Below are 16715 nucleotides of genomic sequence, written 5' to 3'. Positions count from 1 at the left end.
ACCTTCGGATTAAGGGCAGCGTGATTGAAGAGCGATTGCCAGTCTAGCGCTCGCCTTGGACACTTTGAATCATCCTTGCGATTGATTTTTATCAATCGCTGGCAGGCACCCGCATTCCCGCAGGATCCCGGGCATGGTGGCGTTAATCATAAACCGTGTACTTACCGGCAGGACAGGTGCCGGTTACTTGCCACCAGCTCCTCTTGCGGTGGACATCACCGTTCTGCCGAGTCCTGTGCCCCGCGGCCCAGGTAGGCCAGCGCGGCCACCACCTGGGTGCGGGTCGCGGTTTCCAATGTCGGGTTGATGGCCGGGGCGAAGAACGGCGAGTGGTTTGCCGGAATCTTCGAGGCGACAGTCCCTTCGGCGAGCGCTGCCTGGTAGGTCTTTGGATCGGCGCAGCCCACGGTCCAGTAGACGTACGGGATCCCAAAGGCATCGGGAATGGTGCTGAAGTCTTCCGAGGCGGTGGCCGGGTCAGCCTGGTAGACCTGCCCGTCGGCGAAATGCTCTTCAAAGGCCTTGGTGACCTTCTCGTTGGCCGCCGCGTCATTGCTGGTCAGCGGGAACTGGTCGTAGAACTCGAAGTCCGGTTCCTTGGGCGAGCCGGCCGCGGCGCATTCGCCGCGCACGATGCGTTCGATGGAGTCGATGACGTGCTGGCGCAGCTGGAGATCATAGGTGCGAATGTTCAGCAGCAGCTGGGCCCGGTCCGGGATGATGTTCGCGGCGCTACCGGCATTCAACGCGCCGACGGTCAATACTGCGAACTGCCCGGGCCGGGTTTCACGCGAAACAATGGTCTGCAGCTTGAGCACGATGGACGAGGCCAGGACTACCGGGTCCACCGAATTATGCGGCATCGAGCCGTGCGCACCGCGCCCGTAGACGGTGATGCGCAGGCTGTCGCCGGCGGAAAGGATCGGTCCCGCGGTGGTGCCGATCCTCCCCGCTTCGACGGGCATCACGTGCTGGGCCAGCGCCGCATCGGGCTTCGGTATCCTCTCCACCAGCCCGTCGGCCACCATGGCCTTGGCCCCTGCGGCGGTCTCCTCGGCTGGCTGGAACAACGCCAGATAGGTGCCGGACCAGCGCTCGCGGTTCCCGGCCAGGAACTTGGCCGCGCCCAGCAGGGTGGCCATGTGCATGTCATGGCCGCAGGCGTGCATGGCACCGGGGACCGTGGAGGAATATTCCAGCCCGGTGTCCTCGGCGACCGGCAGGGCATCCATGTCGGCCCGGGCCAGTACCACAGGCCCCTCGCCATTGCGCAGGATTCCGACGATTCCGGTACCGCCGATCAGGCAGGTTTCATAGCCCAGATCCTCAAGTTCCTCGCAGATTCGCGCCGAGGTCTCGTGCTCGGCCAGGCCCAGTTCCGGGTGCCGGTGGAAATGCTTATAGAGCTCCTCCTGCCAGGGCAGCTGCTGCGAGATCGAGGCGGTGATTTCCTGTGCAGTGCCCATCGGGTTCCTTCCATCGCGCCCAGCATCCGAGCCGCCAAGGCCCCGCTGGCTTATCCGCTGTCAATCTATCCCCTGGCCGGCAGGACAGTCCAGATTCCGGCCGATTGCAACGGGAGCAATGGCCGGCTCAGGCCAAGGCCGCTAGCGGTCCTGCTCGGTGCAGATGCAGAAGCGGTTGCCCTGGTGGTCGCTGGCTATGGTGAAACCCGGAGCGCTGCGCTCATCGAGCACCGCACCTTGGCTTTCCAGCCGCGAAAGCACGGCAGCGCTTTCGGCGTGGGGAACCCACACATCCAGATGCAGCCGGGAGGGATGAGGCGTCGGGGTGCGCTGGAACCAGATGGCCGGCAATCTGCCCGCTGGATCGGCGAGGCTGCCGTCGGGCTGCTCGCGGTAGCCCAGGCCGGCGGCCCACTGTCCGGATATGGCTTGGGCGTCGTCGGTGTCGATGCCGATTTCCACCACCTTGATCAAATCCAGGCGCGCTTTGGCATGCAAGGCGGCGGCCCGCTGCGAGATTTCCGAGGCCAGCGCGAGGTCCCTTTCGGTGATGTCGCCACCGGCGTCGTGGGACACGGTCGAAACAAACAAGAGGTTGTAGCGCCAGTCCACATCAGGATGGTGGTTGGCCATCTGCGCTGCGCCAGCGATATCGCTGAACAATTCGATGGCCTCTGCCGAACTCTTGGTCTCGTACACCGCGCAGAGCTTGCCGGCCAGCTTGCGCCACTGCGGCAGAGTCTCCAGCCGGGAGGCCAATTCGGTGCTTTCAATGCGGTCGTTTACGGTCATGATCTCCTCCTCCTGGTGCAACTGTGGCACCACTTCCGGGCCGGCTCAAGCGGTCGGCCGCAATGCACAGGTTGGCAACAGCGCCAGCCGCTGCGAACTGGATGCCGCCTGTGAACCGGAACTCGGCTGGTCCTGGCGCAGGCGAATCGGCTTAGCCTCGATAGCAAGAGCGCAAGGAGGGCAGAATCCCATGCTGAATATCTTCCAGGCCAAGATCAGCGACTCGACGCTGGATGACATCACCTCGGAGGACAGCAATCGCAGACGCCGGCTGCTGAGCCTCGCCGCCCTGCTCGTGATTGCAGCCTTCGTACTGGCGGCTCTGCTCGGCGCATTCGACCAGAAGAAGAGCATTGAACAACAGGCCGACGGCTTCACGGTCCAGCTGCAGTTTCCCGCGGTGGTCCGTGCCGGCAATGAAATCCAGCTGAGGATTGGGATCAGCTCTGCCGACCCTTTGCCCGAGACCATCACGCTGGACCTGAGCGAGGACTATCTCGTGCTCTTCGAGGACTTCTCGGCCTTTCCCGAACCCGAGTCCGAGTCGAGCCGAGCTGACGGAACCATTGAATTCGAGGTGGCCCCGGCACCGGGGTCGCGGCAGATGGTTGCCACCCTCACGGGCCGGGCTTCGGACGAATGGTCGCCGAGCGCCAAGGGCGTGCTCGGAATTACGGTCAACGGCGAAAGCACCGACCTGAAGATCAGAACTTTGAGGATCCCCTGATGGAAATAGTCATCCGCGCAGCCACCGCCTTCATCATCCTGTGGCTGGTCACGCGCGCCGCCGGCAGATCGACCCTGGGCGAGCTCAGTTCCTTCGAGCTGGTGCTGTTCGTCGTCCTGGGCGACCTGGTTCAGCAGGGCATCACCATGGAGGACCGTTCGCTCACCGGCAGCCTGCTGGCAGTATTCACCATGGTGGTCTTGGCCGCTGCGCTGAACTTCGCCAATATGCGCTGGCCCAAGCTGGGCAAGCTGATGCAGGGCCGCCCGATTGTCCTGATCCGCGACGGGGTCCTGGACCGCAAGGCCCTGCACAACGAGCGCATTGGGCTGGACGAATTGAGCATGCTCGCCCGCCAGGCAGGCATCGAGAACTACAGCAGCATCCGGCTGGCGATCCTGGAAGCCAGCGGCAAGATTTCCTTCTTCACCCAGGAAGCCGAATCCCGCCCGTGACCACGGGTTGGCAATGGCAGAAGGGGCATCCCTGCACGGGATGCCCCTTCTGCGGTTCTCAGCCCACCGGTGCGCTACTGCTGATCGGGTGTTTCGCGCTGGTCCGGCAGGTTGGCGGTCCGCTCGGCGTCCAGCCCTTGCTCGTCATCCTGGTCGGGGTAGTCCAGCAGCGTATCGTCGACCGGACGCTGCCCGTCAATCGATTCGGGTAGCAGCGTTTCGGGATTGAGCGCCAAGGGATCGCCGTCGCTTTCCTCCAGCACCCGGTCTGCTCCGCGCAATGGATCCTCGGCGTCCTGGGCTTGGGGTGCATCCGATGACCCAGCCGCCGGCTGGCTATCGCGCCCATCCAACGGCTCGTCCGTGTCCGAGTCCTTGCGCACGTCGTCGAATTCAGAATTATTCAGTGACATTCCAGCTCCTTCTCGTGTTTCCAATCGGAAATGATTTCCAAGGTGGTCTTCAGCTTCTGCCGATGCTGCTTGCGCATGAATTCCAAGGTAGTCCCTTCGAAATCCGGGTCGGCCGATGCGGTGGCGTCGGTGGCCACCGCCACCGGCAAGTTCGCAGCGAAGGCATCGGCCGCGGTGGCGGAGATGCACGTCTCGGAGGAAACCCCGGCGAGTACCAGCGAACTAGCGCGGTGCTGCAGCAGCAGGTCCTTGAGCTCCGTATCCCAGAACGCGCTGTCCCGGCGCTTAACCACTTCGATGGCCCCGTCCAGTTCCAACTCCGCCAGGTACGCGGCCTGCTCCGTTCCTTCGAACAGGTAGCCCTGGTCGTCTTCGAGCATCTTCAGCGTCCAGGTGGATTTGTCTTCCTTGTGCACGGTGCGCACGCTGATCACCGGGTACCCGCAGGCCCTCGCCGCTACGGCCAGCTGGTTGCAGCGGGCTGCCAGATCCTGGCGGGCCAGCGCCAGTGCCGGGTCCTCGAAGAATCCTTCTTGCAGGTCAATGAGCAGCAGCGCGGGATGGCTGAAGTCGCTTGTCGCGCTCATTGCTCAGCGTGTTCGGCGCAGTGCTGGCAGCAGTACGCCTCCTGGCCGTGGTGTACGGCGTGGCCCAGAATGGCGCAACCGCAGTGCGTGCATCTTTCGGCCATGGCGTGGATGGCGCATTCGAAACTGTCGAAGCGGCCCGAATGCCCGTTCCGGCTGAGCGTGAACACCGTTTCGCTCGCATTTCCGCAGATATCGCAGGTCTGCATGGTTTGCCTCCTGAACTCGGTTTGGCCATGGGACAGCTAGCGGTCCCCGTCGCCTTCGGAATACTGGTCTTCCGGGGAATCGTCGAGGTCCGGGTCGGCTCCTTGGACAGGAGGCAGGTGATTGCCGGGCTGCTCCAAGCCCTCTTCTGCCGGTTCCCCGGAATCGGCTGGCAGGTGCTCGTCGTCGGGTTGCCCCAGCGGCCAGAGATTCTCAACCAGGTCCTTGTCGGGATCCTTGAATCTGTCGGCAGCATGCGAAATGGCATCTTTGGCTTTGTCGATGAATCCCATGGTCATTCTCCTCACGTTGCGTTTCCCGGTGCTCTACCAACTACCAGCTATTGGCGGCACAAGTACATGATTAATCGGCTGTTGCCAGAGTCGAGGGGGCGCATCTGCAAGCTCGTTGGCAATGGTTGAAGACGTGCTTGTTGTGCTGGAGCGTGGAGGGTGTCCCACAAAAATACGCGAAAGGAGCACGATCATGGTTGCAGCCAAGGAACTAATGACCTCGCCTGCCAAATGCGTCAAGGAGCAGGACTCGATTCAAGTGGCCGCCCAGATGATGAAGGACTTGCAGGTCGGCATGCTGCCCATCTGCGGCAAGGATGACCGGTTGGCCGGCACGATCACCGACCGGGACATCGTCATCAACGCCGTGGCCGACGGTGTGGTCACTTCCAGCACCAAGGTCGCCGATTACGCCCAGGGCAAGCCGGTCACCATCGGAGCCGATGATTCGGTCGAAGAAGCCATCCGCACCATGCAGGAGCACCAGGTGCGCAGGCTTCCGGTCATCGACGGGCATTCGCTGGTCGGAATGCTCGCCCAGGCGGATATTGCCCGCTATTACGACGAGCAGAGCACCGGCAACCTGGTCGAAGGGATTTCCCAGGACTAGGATCTCCCAGCCCAGCAGGATCGCAAGGGCAGAGCGTCCGGGAAAACCATGGTTTTCCCGGACGCTCTGCCCTTGTTCTGCTGCGATTCTCCTCAAGGGATCGCCGTCACCGTCCGTTGGCGTCGGTGCCGGCGCGTGGATCATCCAGTGAGCTCGGTCCGCGAATGATGCGGTACAGGCCGTAGATGAAGACCAATGCGCCCCAGCCGGCCACGATCCATAGCGGCCCCGAGGTGCTGTCCGGCGCTGCGAGCAGCGCATAGATGGCGAATCCTACGGCCACCAGCCCGCCCACAATCGCCAGCCACAGGCCTGGCCGGCGCCTGCGGGTGCTGTCCACTGGTTTGCCAGTCATGGCGTGTCCTTTCGCTGGCAGGAGAGTTCAGCCCGCGTCATAGCGTTCTTCCCTTTCCTCGGATTCATCTTCGGTGTTCTCGTTGATGCTGCCGCGGCGAACCACGCGCTCGTCCCCTGGCTGGGCATCCTCATCCGGTTGGGTGGTGCGAGCCGGATTTTCAGGCTTCTCGCGTTCACTCATTGCTTCTCCTTCCATGGCGGTCTGCTATGAATTGCGCAGGGCTTCGATGAGTTCGGCCTTGCGCATTTTCGAACGGCCATTAATCCCGATTTCCTTGGCCCGGTCCTGCAGTTCCCGGACCGTCCAGTCCTCGTAGTCCCCGGCCTTGCCTCCGCGCTGGCCCACTGCTGACCGGCCATCGCGGGCGGCGGCGTTGGCGATGCGCGCCGACTTCTGCTTGGAGTTCCCCTCCTCGCGCAGCTCCTCGTAGAGTTCTTCATCCTTGATCCGGCTCTTGCCTGCCATGGGTTTCCTCCCTCATACGCTTCGCCAGCTGGCTCCTTGCAGTGCCAGCACTGTGAGTTCCACGCTAGCCACTTCACTGATCAGGGGACAGTGCCCCTGCCGGACTTTGCGCTGAATCCCAGACTTCAGCGGTAGCACAATTCATGCAGCGGGGTGCGAAACTGGATCTTCGCAGAAAAAAGTCTGGCTGTTGCCGCCGAAGGTGGAGGTGATCCTCGCACAGCGGAAGGCCCGGAGCAAACTGGAATTGAACCCGGACGCCGCTGAGCGCACCGCGCCGGCGTCCTGCCGCAACAGCAGGAGGAGATCCCATGCCCGAGAAGAATCCCCAGGACCGCACTGAGCCGCTCGGTACCGGAAGCGAAGGCCGCGCCGGCAAGGAAAAGATCAGCCCGCCCGAACAGCGCCAGGAGGAACCCGGCCTGGACCGGGACCTGAAGCCCAAGGCGGATCATGGCGAGCGCAGCTACAAGGGCCGGGACCGGCTGGCCGGAAAACGCGCCCTGGTCACCGGCGGCGACTCCGGCATTGGCGCGGCGGTGGCTATCGCCTTTGCCCGCGAGGGAGCCAAGGTCGCCTTGGCCTATCTGCCCGCCGAACAGCCTGATGCCGACGCCATCGCCGGGGTCCTGGAAGATGCGGGAGTCGAAGTCCACCTGCTGCCCGGGGACCTGCGGGACCGCAATTACCGCGATTCATTGATCGATGAGGCGGTGACCGCGCTGGATGGCTTGGACATCCTGGTGAACAACGCCGGCAAGCAGATCAGCGTCGAGTCCCTGGAAGAGCTGAGCGACGAGCAGGTCGAAGCCACCTTCGATGTGAACATTTTCGCGATGTTCGCCTTGAGCCGCGCAGCCCTGCAGGTGCTTCCCGAAGGCGGCTCCATCATCAACACCACCTCCATCCAGGCCTTCGATCCGTCGGATCACCTGATGGACTATGCCGCCACCAAGGGCGCGATCAGCAACTTCACCAAGTCGCTGGCTTCCCAAGCCGCGAAGAAGGGCATCCGGGTCAATGCCGTGGCGCCCGGCCCCATCTGGACTCCATTGCAGCCTTCGGATGGCCAGCCGATCGAAGCGCTGCCTGAGTTCGGCCACGATACCTGGCTTGGCCGGGCCGGCCAGCCGGTGGAAGTGGCCCCGGCCTATGTGTTCCTGGCCAGCGATGAGGCTTCCTACGTGGTCGGTTCCACGGTGCACGTGAACGGCGGCAAGAACCAGCCGTAGGACGGTGAACCGGTCCCCGGGCGATTGGGCCCGGGGATCATTCCACGTCATCCTTGCTGATGGTGAATTCCATATTCCTCCGCTCGTATTCGCGCTGGCTGAAGGTGGCGCGCTGGACTTCCTTGACTTCGTCAAAGCTGGAGCCGATGGCCCCGCCCATGGTTCCCAGCGAGGATGCCAGCCAGGCAAGGTTGATGTATTCGGCCAGCGTGACATCATGGCGCAGCTGGTAGGCGAGATATTCCTGGTCAATGACAATCAGCGAGCCTGCCAGCAAGGCAAGGAACAGGAGCAGGTACATGACTGTCGCGGCAAACCCGACCGTCAGCACGGTGGCCGCGTTGTAGACGACCATCCGCTCGCGGCGGCGGTTGCCCTTGGGCCTCTCCCACAACCGGTTGTGCAGCAGCAGCCAGAGCGTGAGGATCAGGATGCTTGAGACCGTGATCAGCGAAAGCCGCCCGGCAGGCAGGTAGTCGGCCATGGACCAGATGCTCGTGTAGAACACGCCGAAAGCACCGGTGGCCGCCGCACCTGCCATCGCGGAGGAAAGCCGCGGCACCAGTTTCCACGGCTGGTTGCTGCGCACCATCCCGGCAATCAGCAGCAACCGCCCGCGCAAACCCTCGATGCTCGAGATGCGGTTCTGCTCGTTTTGCCCGTCCTGCCGGCTGGCGTGCACGCTCATCACCCGTCCCAGCGGGGTCGGAGGCGGAGCCGGCTGCTTGCCGGTAGCCAATTCCCTGACCAGTTCGGCCAGTTCCCGTGCCACGGTGCGCGGTCGGGCCATCCCGAGGCTGGGCATGGAAAGCACGGCCGAGGCATCCTCGACGGAAATCACCGAACGCACGGGTCGGTTCTGCACATAGTGCGGGGCATCGGTGAGGTAGATGATGAAGTCCCAGCCATGCTTTTCCCGCAGCCTGGGCACCTTGTCGTTCAACGCGACCCGTCCGCTCTCCCCCAAGGGCAGGGAAAAGGGAGCTACCTGCACGTCCCATTGCTGTTCGTGCTCCTGCAGCTTCTCCATGACCCCTTCCAGCCGGGCAGCGATCCGATTGGCCATCGCGTCGGCTATGCCAGGGTCGGCAATTAATCCCACCGTGCGCTTCTCGGGCTCTTGCACGCTCATCAGCACCTCGCAGCTCTCAGGGCAGCAGCTTGGCCCGCTCCCACAGCACACACTAGGAAGTCGCGCCCGGGTCTGCAGTGCCGTTCAGCAACCTTGCAGGAATCAGCACCGGCAGTGCACGCTGGATCCCCGGAATTCCGGGGATCCCCGACTCACAGGCAATGCCCATCAAACTTGCCTTGTTGCCTGCTGCCCGGTGTGGAATGGTCGGTGCCATCGCCCATCTGATGAAGAAAGGACCATCCATGGAATCCAACCAGCCAGAAGAAGAGCAGCACGCGGGGATCACTCCAACGCCCGATGAGCCCGCGGAGGAAAAACAGAATTCTGTCGGGGACCACGAAGACGCGTTCGAGCAGCCAGCCGAGGAGCAGGACCCGGACCAGGTTGACACCGACCAGTTCAATACCGACTGATCCGCGTTTGTATTCCGCCGGCAACGATACGACTAGGAGATAACCTCTTGAAAGCATTGACATGGCAAGGCAAGCGAAAGATCGGTTTCAGCGATGTCCCGGATCCGGTGATTCAGGATCCCGGGGACATCATCATCAAGGTCACTTCCACCGCGATTTGCGGATCGGACCTGCATCTCTATGAGCTGCTGGGCCCCTACATGCATGCCGGCGACGTGCTGGGCCACGAAACCATGGGCATCGTCCAGGAAGTCGGCAGCGGCATAACCAAGCTGTCGGTAGGCGACCGGGTAGTCATCCCGTTCAACATCTCCTGCGGCCACTGCTGGATGTGCCAGCACGACCTGCAGTCGCAGTGCGAGACCACCCAGGTGCGCAAGCACGGCAAGGGCGCCCAATTCTTCGGATACTCCGAACTCTACGGACAGGTGCCCGGCGGCCAAGCCGAATACCTGCGCGTGCCCCATGCCGATTACGGTGCGGTGAAAGTTGGCGACCAGCTGCCCGACCACCGCTACCTTTTCCTCTCCGATATCCTGCCCACCGCGTGGCAGGGCGTGCACTATGCCAATGTCCCCGACGGCGGAACTCTCGCGGTCTACGGGCTCGGGCCGGTGGGCCAGCTCGCCGCGCGCATCGGCCGGCACCTGGGCTATGAGGTGCTGGGCATCGACCCGGTGGCAGAACGCCGCGCCATGGCTGAGCGCCACGGCATCCAGACCCTGGACTTCACCAAGGACACCGTGGGCGAATTGCGCGGGCGCACCGGTCGAGGCCCCGATGCCGTGCTCGATGCGGTGGGCATGGAAGCCCATGGTTCCCCGGTCTCCTCGATGTTCCAGCAAGCCACCGGGTTGCTGCCGGACAAGGCCGCGCAGCTGGCCATGGAGAACGTCTCCGCGGACCGCACCAGCGTGCTGGATTCGGCCATCGATGCCGTGCGCCGCGGCGGCACCCTGTCGATCAGCGGCGTCTATGCCGGGGCCGCCACCCCGATGCCGATGGTGAAGCTGTTCGACAAGCAGATCCAGATCCGACAGGGCCAATGCAATGTGCGCTCATGGACCCAGAAGCTGCTGCCGCTGGCCGAGGATGCAGCCGATCCGCTGGGCCTGGACGACTTGGTCACCCACGAGCAGCCGCTCTCGAACGGTCCGCAGATGTACGAGACCTTCCAGAAGAAGCAGGATGCGTGCATCAAGGTGGTGCTCAAGCCCTAGCGGCTAGGCGCTTTTCTTCCCGGAACCGGAGGCCTTCTTCTTGTGTGGCGAGGAGGAGGCCTCCTTTGCCGTTGCCTTCTTCGTGGCCGGCTTCTTGGCTGCCGTTTTCTTCGCAGGTTTCTTCGCTGCTGGCTTCTTCGCCGCCGCGGCCTTCCCATCCTTGGCTGCCTTGGCCGGGGCCTTGGCCTTGCGCCCGTCGATGCTGCGCTTGAGCGCCTCCATCAGATCGATGACCTCCCCGGACTCGCTGCTCTGGTCCGGGGAACCGAAGGTCGCCTCGGTATCCAGGTCCTCACCCTGCTCGATTTTCGCTTCGATCAGCGCCTGCAGCTGGACTTGGTAGTCATCCTGGAACTCGTGCGGCGTGAAATCACTGCTGTACTGGTCTACCAGAGCGGCAGACATCTTCAGTTCCTGCTCGCTGATCCGCGGTGATTTCTCCGGTGCCACTGCCTCGGCATCGCGCAGCTCGTCCGCCCACATGACCGCTTGCAGCACCATCACCTTGGATCGGACACGCAAGATGCCCAGCCGGGTCTTCTGGCGCAGGGCGAAGCGCACCACTGCCAGCTTCTCGGTGTCCTGAAGCGTTCGGCGCAACAGCTCGTAGGCCTTGGGCGATTTGGAGTCCGCCTGGAGATAGTAGCTCTTCTCCAGCATCAGGGGATCTACTTGGCTGGCCGGGACGAACTGGACCACCTCGATTTCGCGGCTCTTCTCCGCAGGCAACGCGTCCATGTCCTCATCGGTGAGCACAATGGTCCGTTCTCCGTCCTCATAGGCCTTGTCCAGATCCTTGTAGGCGATTTTCTTCCCGCACACTTCGCATCGGCGCTCGTAGCGGATCCGTCCGCCGTCCTTGTCATGGACCTGGTGCAGGTCGATGTCGTGGTCCTCGGTGGCGCCGTAGGCCTTGACCGGCACGTTCACCAGGCCGAAGGCAATTGATCCAGTCCAGATAGCTCGCATGGGCATAGTGAAGCATCTTTCCAGCCAGTGTGTCACTGCCCTAGTGATTCTGGCAGGCGGCGCTGAGGTTCGGCAGCGCGAAACGCAAAGCTTGCTTGGAACGCTGGATTCCCCGGCGCCGCTCGGGAAGATTGGTCCTCATAAGGCAAAGCAAAGGACAGCGCATGGCACGCAGGGAGCAAACCGTCACCGTCGCGGGGCACACGCTGAAGGTCAGCAATCTGGATAAGGTCCTGTACCCGCAGACCGGGACCACCAAGGGCGAAGTCATGGACTACTTCCAGCAGGTGGCCCCGGTGCTGATTCCGCATGCCGCGTGGCGCCCGGCCACCCGCAAGCGCTGGGTGGACGGCGTGGGGACCCCCGAAGAACCGGGCAAGGTGTTTTTCCGCAAGGATCTCGAGGACTCTGCCCCAGGCTGGATTCCCTCGGCCAAGCTGCAGCACAAGACCCACTCCAATATCTATCCGCTAGTCAACAACGAGGCGGTGCTGGCCTGGATGGCCCAGGTGGCTGCGCTGGAAATCCATGTTCCCCAGTGGCGCTTCGATTCCTCGCTGGAACCTGCCAATCCGGACCGGCTGGTGCTGGACCTGGATCCCGGTCCGGGCGCGGGCTTGGAGCAGTGCGCTGAAGTCGCCTTGATCTGCCGAGAGATTCTCGACGGCATGGACCTGCCCAGCTTTCCGGTGACCTCCGGTTCCAAGGGCATCCACCTCTATGCCGGACTGGATGGCAAATACACCTCGGAGCAAGTCAACGAGGTGGCCAAGGAATTGGCCTCCACCTTGCAGAAGGAGCATCCGCAACTGGTTCTCGCCAGCATGAAGCGCTCGCTGCGCGAGAACAAGGTGTTCGTGGACTGGAGCCAGAATAACGCCTCGAAGACTACCGTCTGTCCGTATTCGCTGCGCGGCCGGGCACGGCCCACTGTCGCGGCCCCGCGAACCTGGGAAGAAATCGAAGCGCCGGGTTTGGAGCAGCTGGACTTCCACGAGGTGCTGGACCGCATTGCTGATGGAATCGATCCGCTGGCGCAGCTGGCCTCGGGACAACAGCAGGACCCGGATCGTCTGGCGGTCTACCGCTCCAAGCGCGATGCGGCGCTGACACCTGAACCGGTGCCGGAGCAATCCGGGAATTCCCAGTCCGGTCAGCCGGGCGGAAAGGACGGCACCGGGCTGTCCTTTGTCATCCAGGAACATCATGCCCGCGCGCTGCATTGGGATTTCCGCCTGGAGCACGAGGGAGTGCTGGTCTCCTGGGCGGTGCCCAAGGGTCCACCCCTGGAACCCGGAATCCAGCGCTTGGCGGTCATGACCGAAGACCATCCGCTCTCCTACGCAAGCTTCGAAGGCAGCATCCCCAAGGGCCAATACGGTGCTGGGGAAGTATCAATCTGGGATTCGGGCAGTTGCACCATCGAGAAGTGGCGCGAAGGCAAAGAAGTCATCGCGGTGCTCACCGGCTCCCGCGAGGGCGGGCTGGGCGGAGTGGACCGGCGGTTCGTGCTGATCCAGGCCGCAGGGATGGGCGGCAAGGACAATTGGCTGCTGCAGCTGGCCAAGGAACAGCCGGCCGGAGCCGAGGCGGGAACGTCCGCTGATTCCGGTGGCGGAGAACCGGAGGCTGCTCGCGAGCCTAGCGCCAAGCAGGCCGTGGCTGATCTGTCGGGCCAAGCGTTGCGCCCCATGCTGGCCACTGCCGGCACTGCTCGGGAGATCTCAGGCGAGCGGGGTTGGAGCTTTGAAATGAAATGGGACGGCTACCGCGCGTTGGCAGTAGTCGATGGCGCCAAAACCAAGCTGATCAGCCGCAACGGCCACGACCTGACCGGAGACTTCCCGGAACTCGAAATCCTCGGTTCGCTGCTGCCGGAACGCTGTGTGGTGGACGGGGAAATCGTCGCCCTGGATTCTTCGGGCCGCCCTGACTTCTCGCTGCTCCAGCAACGGGTGGCCCACCAGCGGAAGAAACGCACGAAGCAGGCCTCGGCCATCAGGATCCAGTACCTGGTCTTCGACGTGCTGCAGCTGCCATATGACAAGGATGCAGGACTGGTGGATCTGACTGCTCTGACCTACGAACAACGCCGCCAACGGCTTGCGGGCCTGGATCTCGACCACCAGTACGTGCAGGTGCCACCGGCCCACACCGGGACCTTGGAGCAGGCCATCGAGACCAGCCGTGCGCTGGGCCTGGAGGGCGTGGTGGCCAAGGAACGCGACTCCGTCTACGAGCTGGGCCGGCGCAGCACCAGCTGGGTGAAGCTCAAGCACCAGCGGCACCAGGAAGCTGTGGTGATTGGCTGGCGGTCTGGACAGGGGTCGCGTAGCCGCAGCCTGGCATCGCTGCTGCTGGCCATTCCGGGAAATGGCGGCTTGGAATACGCCGGCCGGGTGGGCACCGGATTCAGCGACGCGCAACTGGCCGAAATCCGCGAGCGGCTTGAAAAGATCGAACGCAAGACTCCCCCGGCCAAGAACATCCCGGCAGCGCATCAAAGCGATGCGCACTGGGTGAGCCCGAAATACGTGGCAGAAGTCCGATACAGCGAACTGACCTCGGACCGCCTTCTGCGCCATCCGGTGTGGCGTGGCTGGCGCGATGAGAAGCAACCGGATGAGGTCCGCTGGGAACCGGCGGAGCCGACCGGGAACCAAACTCCAACTAACCGCTAACAGAGGAGCAGAACATGAAATTGCTGGTAAAGATCTTCGGAACCCTGATTTCGCTCGGTGCAGGCTGGCTCGGAGCCAAGCTCGTCTCCGGGGTCTGGCATAAAGCCATGGGTGAAGAACCGCCATCGCTGGCCAACCCCGAAAAGCAGCAGCAGGCCGCCGTAGGCAAGGTGCTGGCGTTCGCCGTGATCTCGGGGGCAAGCGCTTCTGCCATCCAGGCCATGGCCAAACGGTGGACGCGTTCCCTCGAAGCCAAGGCCGCCAACCGCTAGCAGGCCGCATTCTGGCCGGTAACCGGATGCACCGGGTCGCGCAGCTGTTGCCAGTTGCCCGCCTCGGTGTTTTCGTTGGTGCAGGGCAGCTTTCTGCGCGGTGTCCACTGCCCTAGTGCATCGCGGATGGCTGAAGGCCTGCGGGACTCGCATGGTGATCAATTGGCCGGGCGACAGTTTCGCCAGCACGCAGAACTGCCAACGGGAAAGCAATCTTTTGCACCAGCCAAGCCTTCCTTGATGCCTTGTAAGCGTGCATCACGGTCAATGGCGAGGTTATTGCCTTCCAGAAGTCGTTGGATCGCTCCCGGCTGGCGTTCTGCTCTGGCAGGCAGGAACACCCCGGAAAGTTCGGTAACCGCGAGGACACCAGAGCATCAGGGCGCGAATGCTCAGTGGTCCAGTCCGTTGGAAATATATCCCAGAAGTCTCTGGCATTGAGTGCATCCACTGAATTAGAATGAAAACAAAATATCACTATATGAAAGTTGAATCGATGACTGCCCATTCTTCTCCGCTCACCGCCGGCCAGCCAGCGCCAGCCTTCTCCCTGCAAGATGCCAAGGGAGAGACCATCTCGCTTTCGGATTATTCAGGGCAGAAAGTCATCGTGTATTTCTACCCCAAGGCCGCGACTCCCGGCTGCACCACCGAGGCCTGCGATTTCCGCGACAACCTCAATTCGCTGCAGGCCGCAGGATTCTCCGTTCTGGGCATCTCCCCGGACGCGCCAGAAGAGCTGGCAGCCTTCGCTAGCGATGAATCGCTGAACTTCCCGCTGCTTTCCGACCCGGGCAACGAAGTTGCCAAAGCCTACGGCTCCTACGGTGAAAAGAACATCGGGGAAAAGACCGTCGTGGGCACCCTGCGCTCCACCGCTGTCATCGATGAAGACGGCAGCATCCGGCAAGTTGAATATGCCGTGGATGCCCAGGGGCATGTGGCGCGACTTCGCGATTCCCTCGGAATCTAGAGGATTCCGCACCCGGATCTTTCCGGTGCCAGCCCGGATGCTTCGAGCCGGGGCCAGCTTTCACCGGCCCCGGCCACACCCTGCAGTCTGCAGTCTGCAGTCTGCCGTCTGCGTTGAGGATCCCTGGACGGCAAGCTACATCTGCATCTCGGAATGGGCATTGGCCAACAGATGCGTGAAAGCACCACGCTCGAATGCAGCCCGCTGGCGAACCGCTCCATTGCCTGTCTCCAGCATGTTCCTGAGTGAAATCACGGCATAGTCGTAATCTCCATGAGCCCTCAATGCGTCCTCAATGAGTCGGAGCATTCTGCGGGCCAGTTCCTCCACAGCGACCTGCTCTCCGGTTCGCGTGTCCACGTGCACTCCGGTGATTCCGTTCTTGGCCGCTTGCCACAATGAGAGGTCCAGGACTTCGGGCAGATACTCGATCGCATCGAATTCGCCGGCCACCGCAGTCTCGACCAGCCCTCGCATGAGCACGGCCAGCAATACCGAATCCTGCGCTCTCAACTGCGAGTCCGCGACCCGAATTTCGAGTGTCGGGTACTTTTCCGACAACCGGGCGGACCATCCGATGTGGCCTGGGTCGGGAACTGCATCGGTTCCATTGATTCGCGCAAGCCGAGTCCCATAGTCTTTCGAATCCTTGAAGTACGGCGGAATTCCCTGGACGGACCACTTTCGATAGTGAATGGTTCTCCACGATGAAAAGTTGCTGTCGCCCCCTTTCCAATACGGAGAATTGGCGCCCAGGGCGCAAAGAAATGGCAGCCATCCGCGCAAGAAGTTCAGCGCACGAATTCCCGCTTCGGAATCAGGGATGGACACATGGACGTGCAAACCGCACATGTAATGCTCTGACGCTATTCCGGAAACGAAGTTGCCGATTTCCCGATACCTTGCATTATCGGTCAGCTCCGGAGCCTGCTGGGCAATCATCGGCGCCGCGCCCAAACCCGCGACCAGCAGGCCGCGGGAGGCCGCTTCGCTTGCCAGAGCACTGCGGAAACTTCCCAGCTCATGCAGGGCCTGATCCCGGTCTTCGCAGATGGCGCTGGCATGTTCTATTTGGCAAGCAAGCAGTTCGTTCTGCACTTCGCCATTGCGTTGCGAATCCAGCGCTTGCCGTAACGCTTCTTTATCCGTGCTGGCCGGCAACCCTGTTTCTGCGTCGAACATGAAGAATTCTTCTTCAATGCCAAAGGTGCTCATTTCGTGCCTCCCGGAACATGGCTGCTAGGGCGTCGGACCAGCAACCGGCCTGTGTTGACTTACTGCTGGCTAACCTGGCCTGCCTGATGCGAACTAGCGGGGAACTGCTCATCATTCTTCTTGCGCGGAACGGATTGCCGCATGATCAATCCCCTTTCAGCTAGGCTGCGAATATCCGGATGGCCGCAGCTTCATCCGCCTCGGCGGCTTGCGTTCTGCGTAAGCGGATTCT

General features: G+C 62.6%; 20 protein-coding genes. 9 read left to right on the top strand and 11 right to left on the bottom strand.

Annotation, left to right across the window (positions count from 1 at the left end; translation table 11 throughout):
• Nucleotides 1–215: 215 nt before the first annotated feature.
• Nucleotides 216–1466 (bottom strand): amidohydrolase, encoded by a 1251-nt coding sequence (locus AC1Z36_RS04810; RefSeq protein WP_402696768.1) that lies wholly within the window; start codon nt 1464–1466, stop codon nt 216–218.
• A gap of 141 nt (nt 1467–1607) precedes the next feature.
• Nucleotides 1608–2258 (bottom strand): 4a-hydroxytetrahydrobiopterin dehydratase, encoded by a 651-nt coding sequence (locus AC1Z36_RS04805; protein WP_402696767.1) that lies wholly within the window; start codon nt 2256–2258, stop codon nt 1608–1610.
• Between the two features lie 190 nt (nt 2259–2448).
• Here AC1Z36_RS04805 and AC1Z36_RS04800 point away from each other — a divergent pair, with 190 nt between their 5' ends.
• Nucleotides 2449–2985, top strand: coding sequence for a hypothetical protein (locus AC1Z36_RS04800; RefSeq protein ID WP_402735051.1), 537 nt, complete (start codon nt 2449–2451; stop codon nt 2983–2985).
• A complete protein-coding gene (locus AC1Z36_RS04795) occupies nt 2985–3440 on the top strand; it encodes a DUF421 domain-containing protein (RefSeq protein ID WP_133834812.1) in 456 nt (151 codons plus the stop codon). The genes AC1Z36_RS04800 and AC1Z36_RS04795 overlap by 1 nt, the downstream gene beginning before the upstream one ends.
• A gap of 74 nt (nt 3441–3514) precedes the next feature.
• Here AC1Z36_RS04795 and AC1Z36_RS04790 read toward each other — a convergent pair whose 3' ends face one another.
• From AC1Z36_RS04790 to AC1Z36_RS04780, 3 genes are all read right to left on the bottom strand, one after another.
• A complete protein-coding gene (locus tag AC1Z36_RS04790) occupies nt 3515–3853 on the bottom strand; it encodes a hypothetical protein (RefSeq protein ID WP_483561765.1) in 339 nt (112 codons plus the stop codon).
• The gene (locus AC1Z36_RS04785; RefSeq protein WP_332727878.1) at nt 3844–4440 is read right to left on the bottom strand and encodes a cysteine hydrolase family protein; all 597 of its coding nucleotides are present in this window, start codon (nt 4438–4440) and stop codon (nt 3844–3846) included. The genes AC1Z36_RS04790 and AC1Z36_RS04785 overlap by 10 nt, the downstream gene beginning before the upstream one ends.
• 245 nt (nt 4441–4685) lie before the next feature.
• Nucleotides 4686–4940, bottom strand: a complete 255-nt coding sequence (locus tag AC1Z36_RS04780; RefSeq protein ID WP_146112202.1) for a hypothetical protein — start codon at nt 4938–4940, stop codon at nt 4686–4688.
• Between the two features lie 193 nt (nt 4941–5133).
• Between AC1Z36_RS04780 and AC1Z36_RS04775 the strand changes: the two genes are divergently transcribed.
• On the top strand, nt 5134–5550 hold the full coding sequence (locus AC1Z36_RS04775) for a CBS domain-containing protein (protein WP_483561764.1): 417 nt from the start codon (nt 5134–5136) through the stop codon (nt 5548–5550).
• Between the two features lie 106 nt (nt 5551–5656).
• Here the strand turns inward: AC1Z36_RS04775 and AC1Z36_RS04770 are convergent, their stop codons facing one another.
• The 3 genes from AC1Z36_RS04770 to AC1Z36_RS04760 are packed head-to-tail and all read right to left on the bottom strand — an operon-like array spanning nt 5657 to nt 6373.
• Nucleotides 5657–5905 carry a hypothetical protein gene (locus AC1Z36_RS04770; protein WP_146112949.1) on the bottom strand — a complete coding sequence of 83 codons (249 nt, stop codon included), beginning with the start codon at nt 5903–5905 and terminating at the stop codon, nt 5657–5659.
• A gap of 27 nt (nt 5906–5932) precedes the next feature.
• Entirely contained in the window at nt 5933–6088 is a 156-nt protein-coding gene (locus tag AC1Z36_RS04765; RefSeq protein WP_181149051.1) for a hypothetical protein, read from the bottom strand.
• Between the two features lie 24 nt (nt 6089–6112).
• A complete protein-coding gene (locus tag AC1Z36_RS04760; protein WP_105662080.1) occupies nt 6113–6373 on the bottom strand; it encodes a DUF7218 family protein in 261 nt (86 codons plus the stop codon).
• A 311-nt stretch (nt 6374–6684) separates the two neighbouring features.
• Here AC1Z36_RS04760 and AC1Z36_RS04755 point away from each other — a divergent pair, with 311 nt between their 5' ends.
• Nucleotides 6685–7605 (top strand): SDR family oxidoreductase, encoded by a 921-nt coding sequence (locus tag AC1Z36_RS04755; RefSeq protein ID WP_105662081.1) that lies wholly within the window; start codon nt 6685–6687, stop codon nt 7603–7605.
• A 37-nt stretch (nt 7606–7642) separates the two neighbouring features.
• On the opposite strand, the gene AC1Z36_RS04750 is transcribed toward AC1Z36_RS04755, so the two are convergent.
• The gene (locus tag AC1Z36_RS04750; RefSeq protein ID WP_483561763.1) at nt 7643–8737 is read right to left on the bottom strand and encodes a hypothetical protein; all 1095 of its coding nucleotides are present in this window, start codon (nt 8735–8737) and stop codon (nt 7643–7645) included.
• A gap of 245 nt (nt 8738–8982) precedes the next feature.
• Between AC1Z36_RS04750 and AC1Z36_RS04745 the strand changes: the two genes are divergently transcribed.
• Nucleotides 8983–9153: a hypothetical protein gene (locus AC1Z36_RS04745; protein ID WP_402741540.1), complete on the top strand. Its 171-nt coding sequence runs from the start codon at nt 8983–8985 to the stop codon at nt 9151–9153.
• A 47-nt stretch (nt 9154–9200) separates the two neighbouring features.
• Complete coding sequence (locus tag AC1Z36_RS04740; RefSeq protein ID WP_105656074.1) at nt 9201–10373, top strand: alcohol dehydrogenase catalytic domain-containing protein; 1173 nt, start codon at nt 9201–9203, stop codon at nt 10371–10373.
• Between the two features lie 3 nt (nt 10374–10376).
• Here the strand turns inward: AC1Z36_RS04740 and ku are convergent, their stop codons facing one another.
• Nucleotides 10377–11342, bottom strand: a complete 966-nt coding sequence (gene ku / locus AC1Z36_RS04735; protein WP_105656073.1) for a non-homologous end joining protein Ku — start codon at nt 11340–11342, stop codon at nt 10377–10379.
• A gap of 164 nt (nt 11343–11506) precedes the next feature.
• Here ku and AC1Z36_RS04730 point away from each other — a divergent pair, with 164 nt between their 5' ends.
• The 3 genes from AC1Z36_RS04730 to bcp all read left to right on the top strand — a co-directional run bounded on the left by AC1Z36_RS04730 (nt 11507) and on the right by bcp (nt 15268).
• A complete protein-coding gene (locus AC1Z36_RS04730) occupies nt 11507–14023 on the top strand; it encodes an ATP-dependent DNA ligase (RefSeq protein WP_483561762.1) in 2517 nt (838 codons plus the stop codon).
• A 14-nt stretch (nt 14024–14037) separates the two neighbouring features.
• Entirely contained in the window at nt 14038–14295 is a 258-nt protein-coding gene (locus AC1Z36_RS04725) for a DUF4235 domain-containing protein (protein WP_105656071.1), read from the top strand.
• 496 nt (nt 14296–14791) lie between these two features.
• Nucleotides 14792–15268, top strand: a complete 477-nt coding sequence (bcp, locus tag AC1Z36_RS04720) for a thioredoxin-dependent thiol peroxidase (protein ID WP_483561761.1) — start codon at nt 14792–14794, stop codon at nt 15266–15268.
• 135 nt (nt 15269–15403) lie between these two features.
• Here bcp and AC1Z36_RS04715 read toward each other — a convergent pair whose 3' ends face one another.
• Nucleotides 15404–16483 carry a carboxylate-amine ligase gene (locus AC1Z36_RS04715; protein WP_105656070.1) on the bottom strand — a complete coding sequence of 360 codons (1080 nt, stop codon included), beginning with the start codon at nt 16481–16483 and terminating at the stop codon, nt 15404–15406.
• Nucleotides 16484–16715: the final 232 nt, after the last annotated feature.

The organism is Glutamicibacter sp. BS14 (assembly GCF_056934375.1).
The sequence above is the reverse complement of the archived record's forward strand: the minus strand, read 5'-3'. Positions and strand labels throughout refer to the sequence as shown.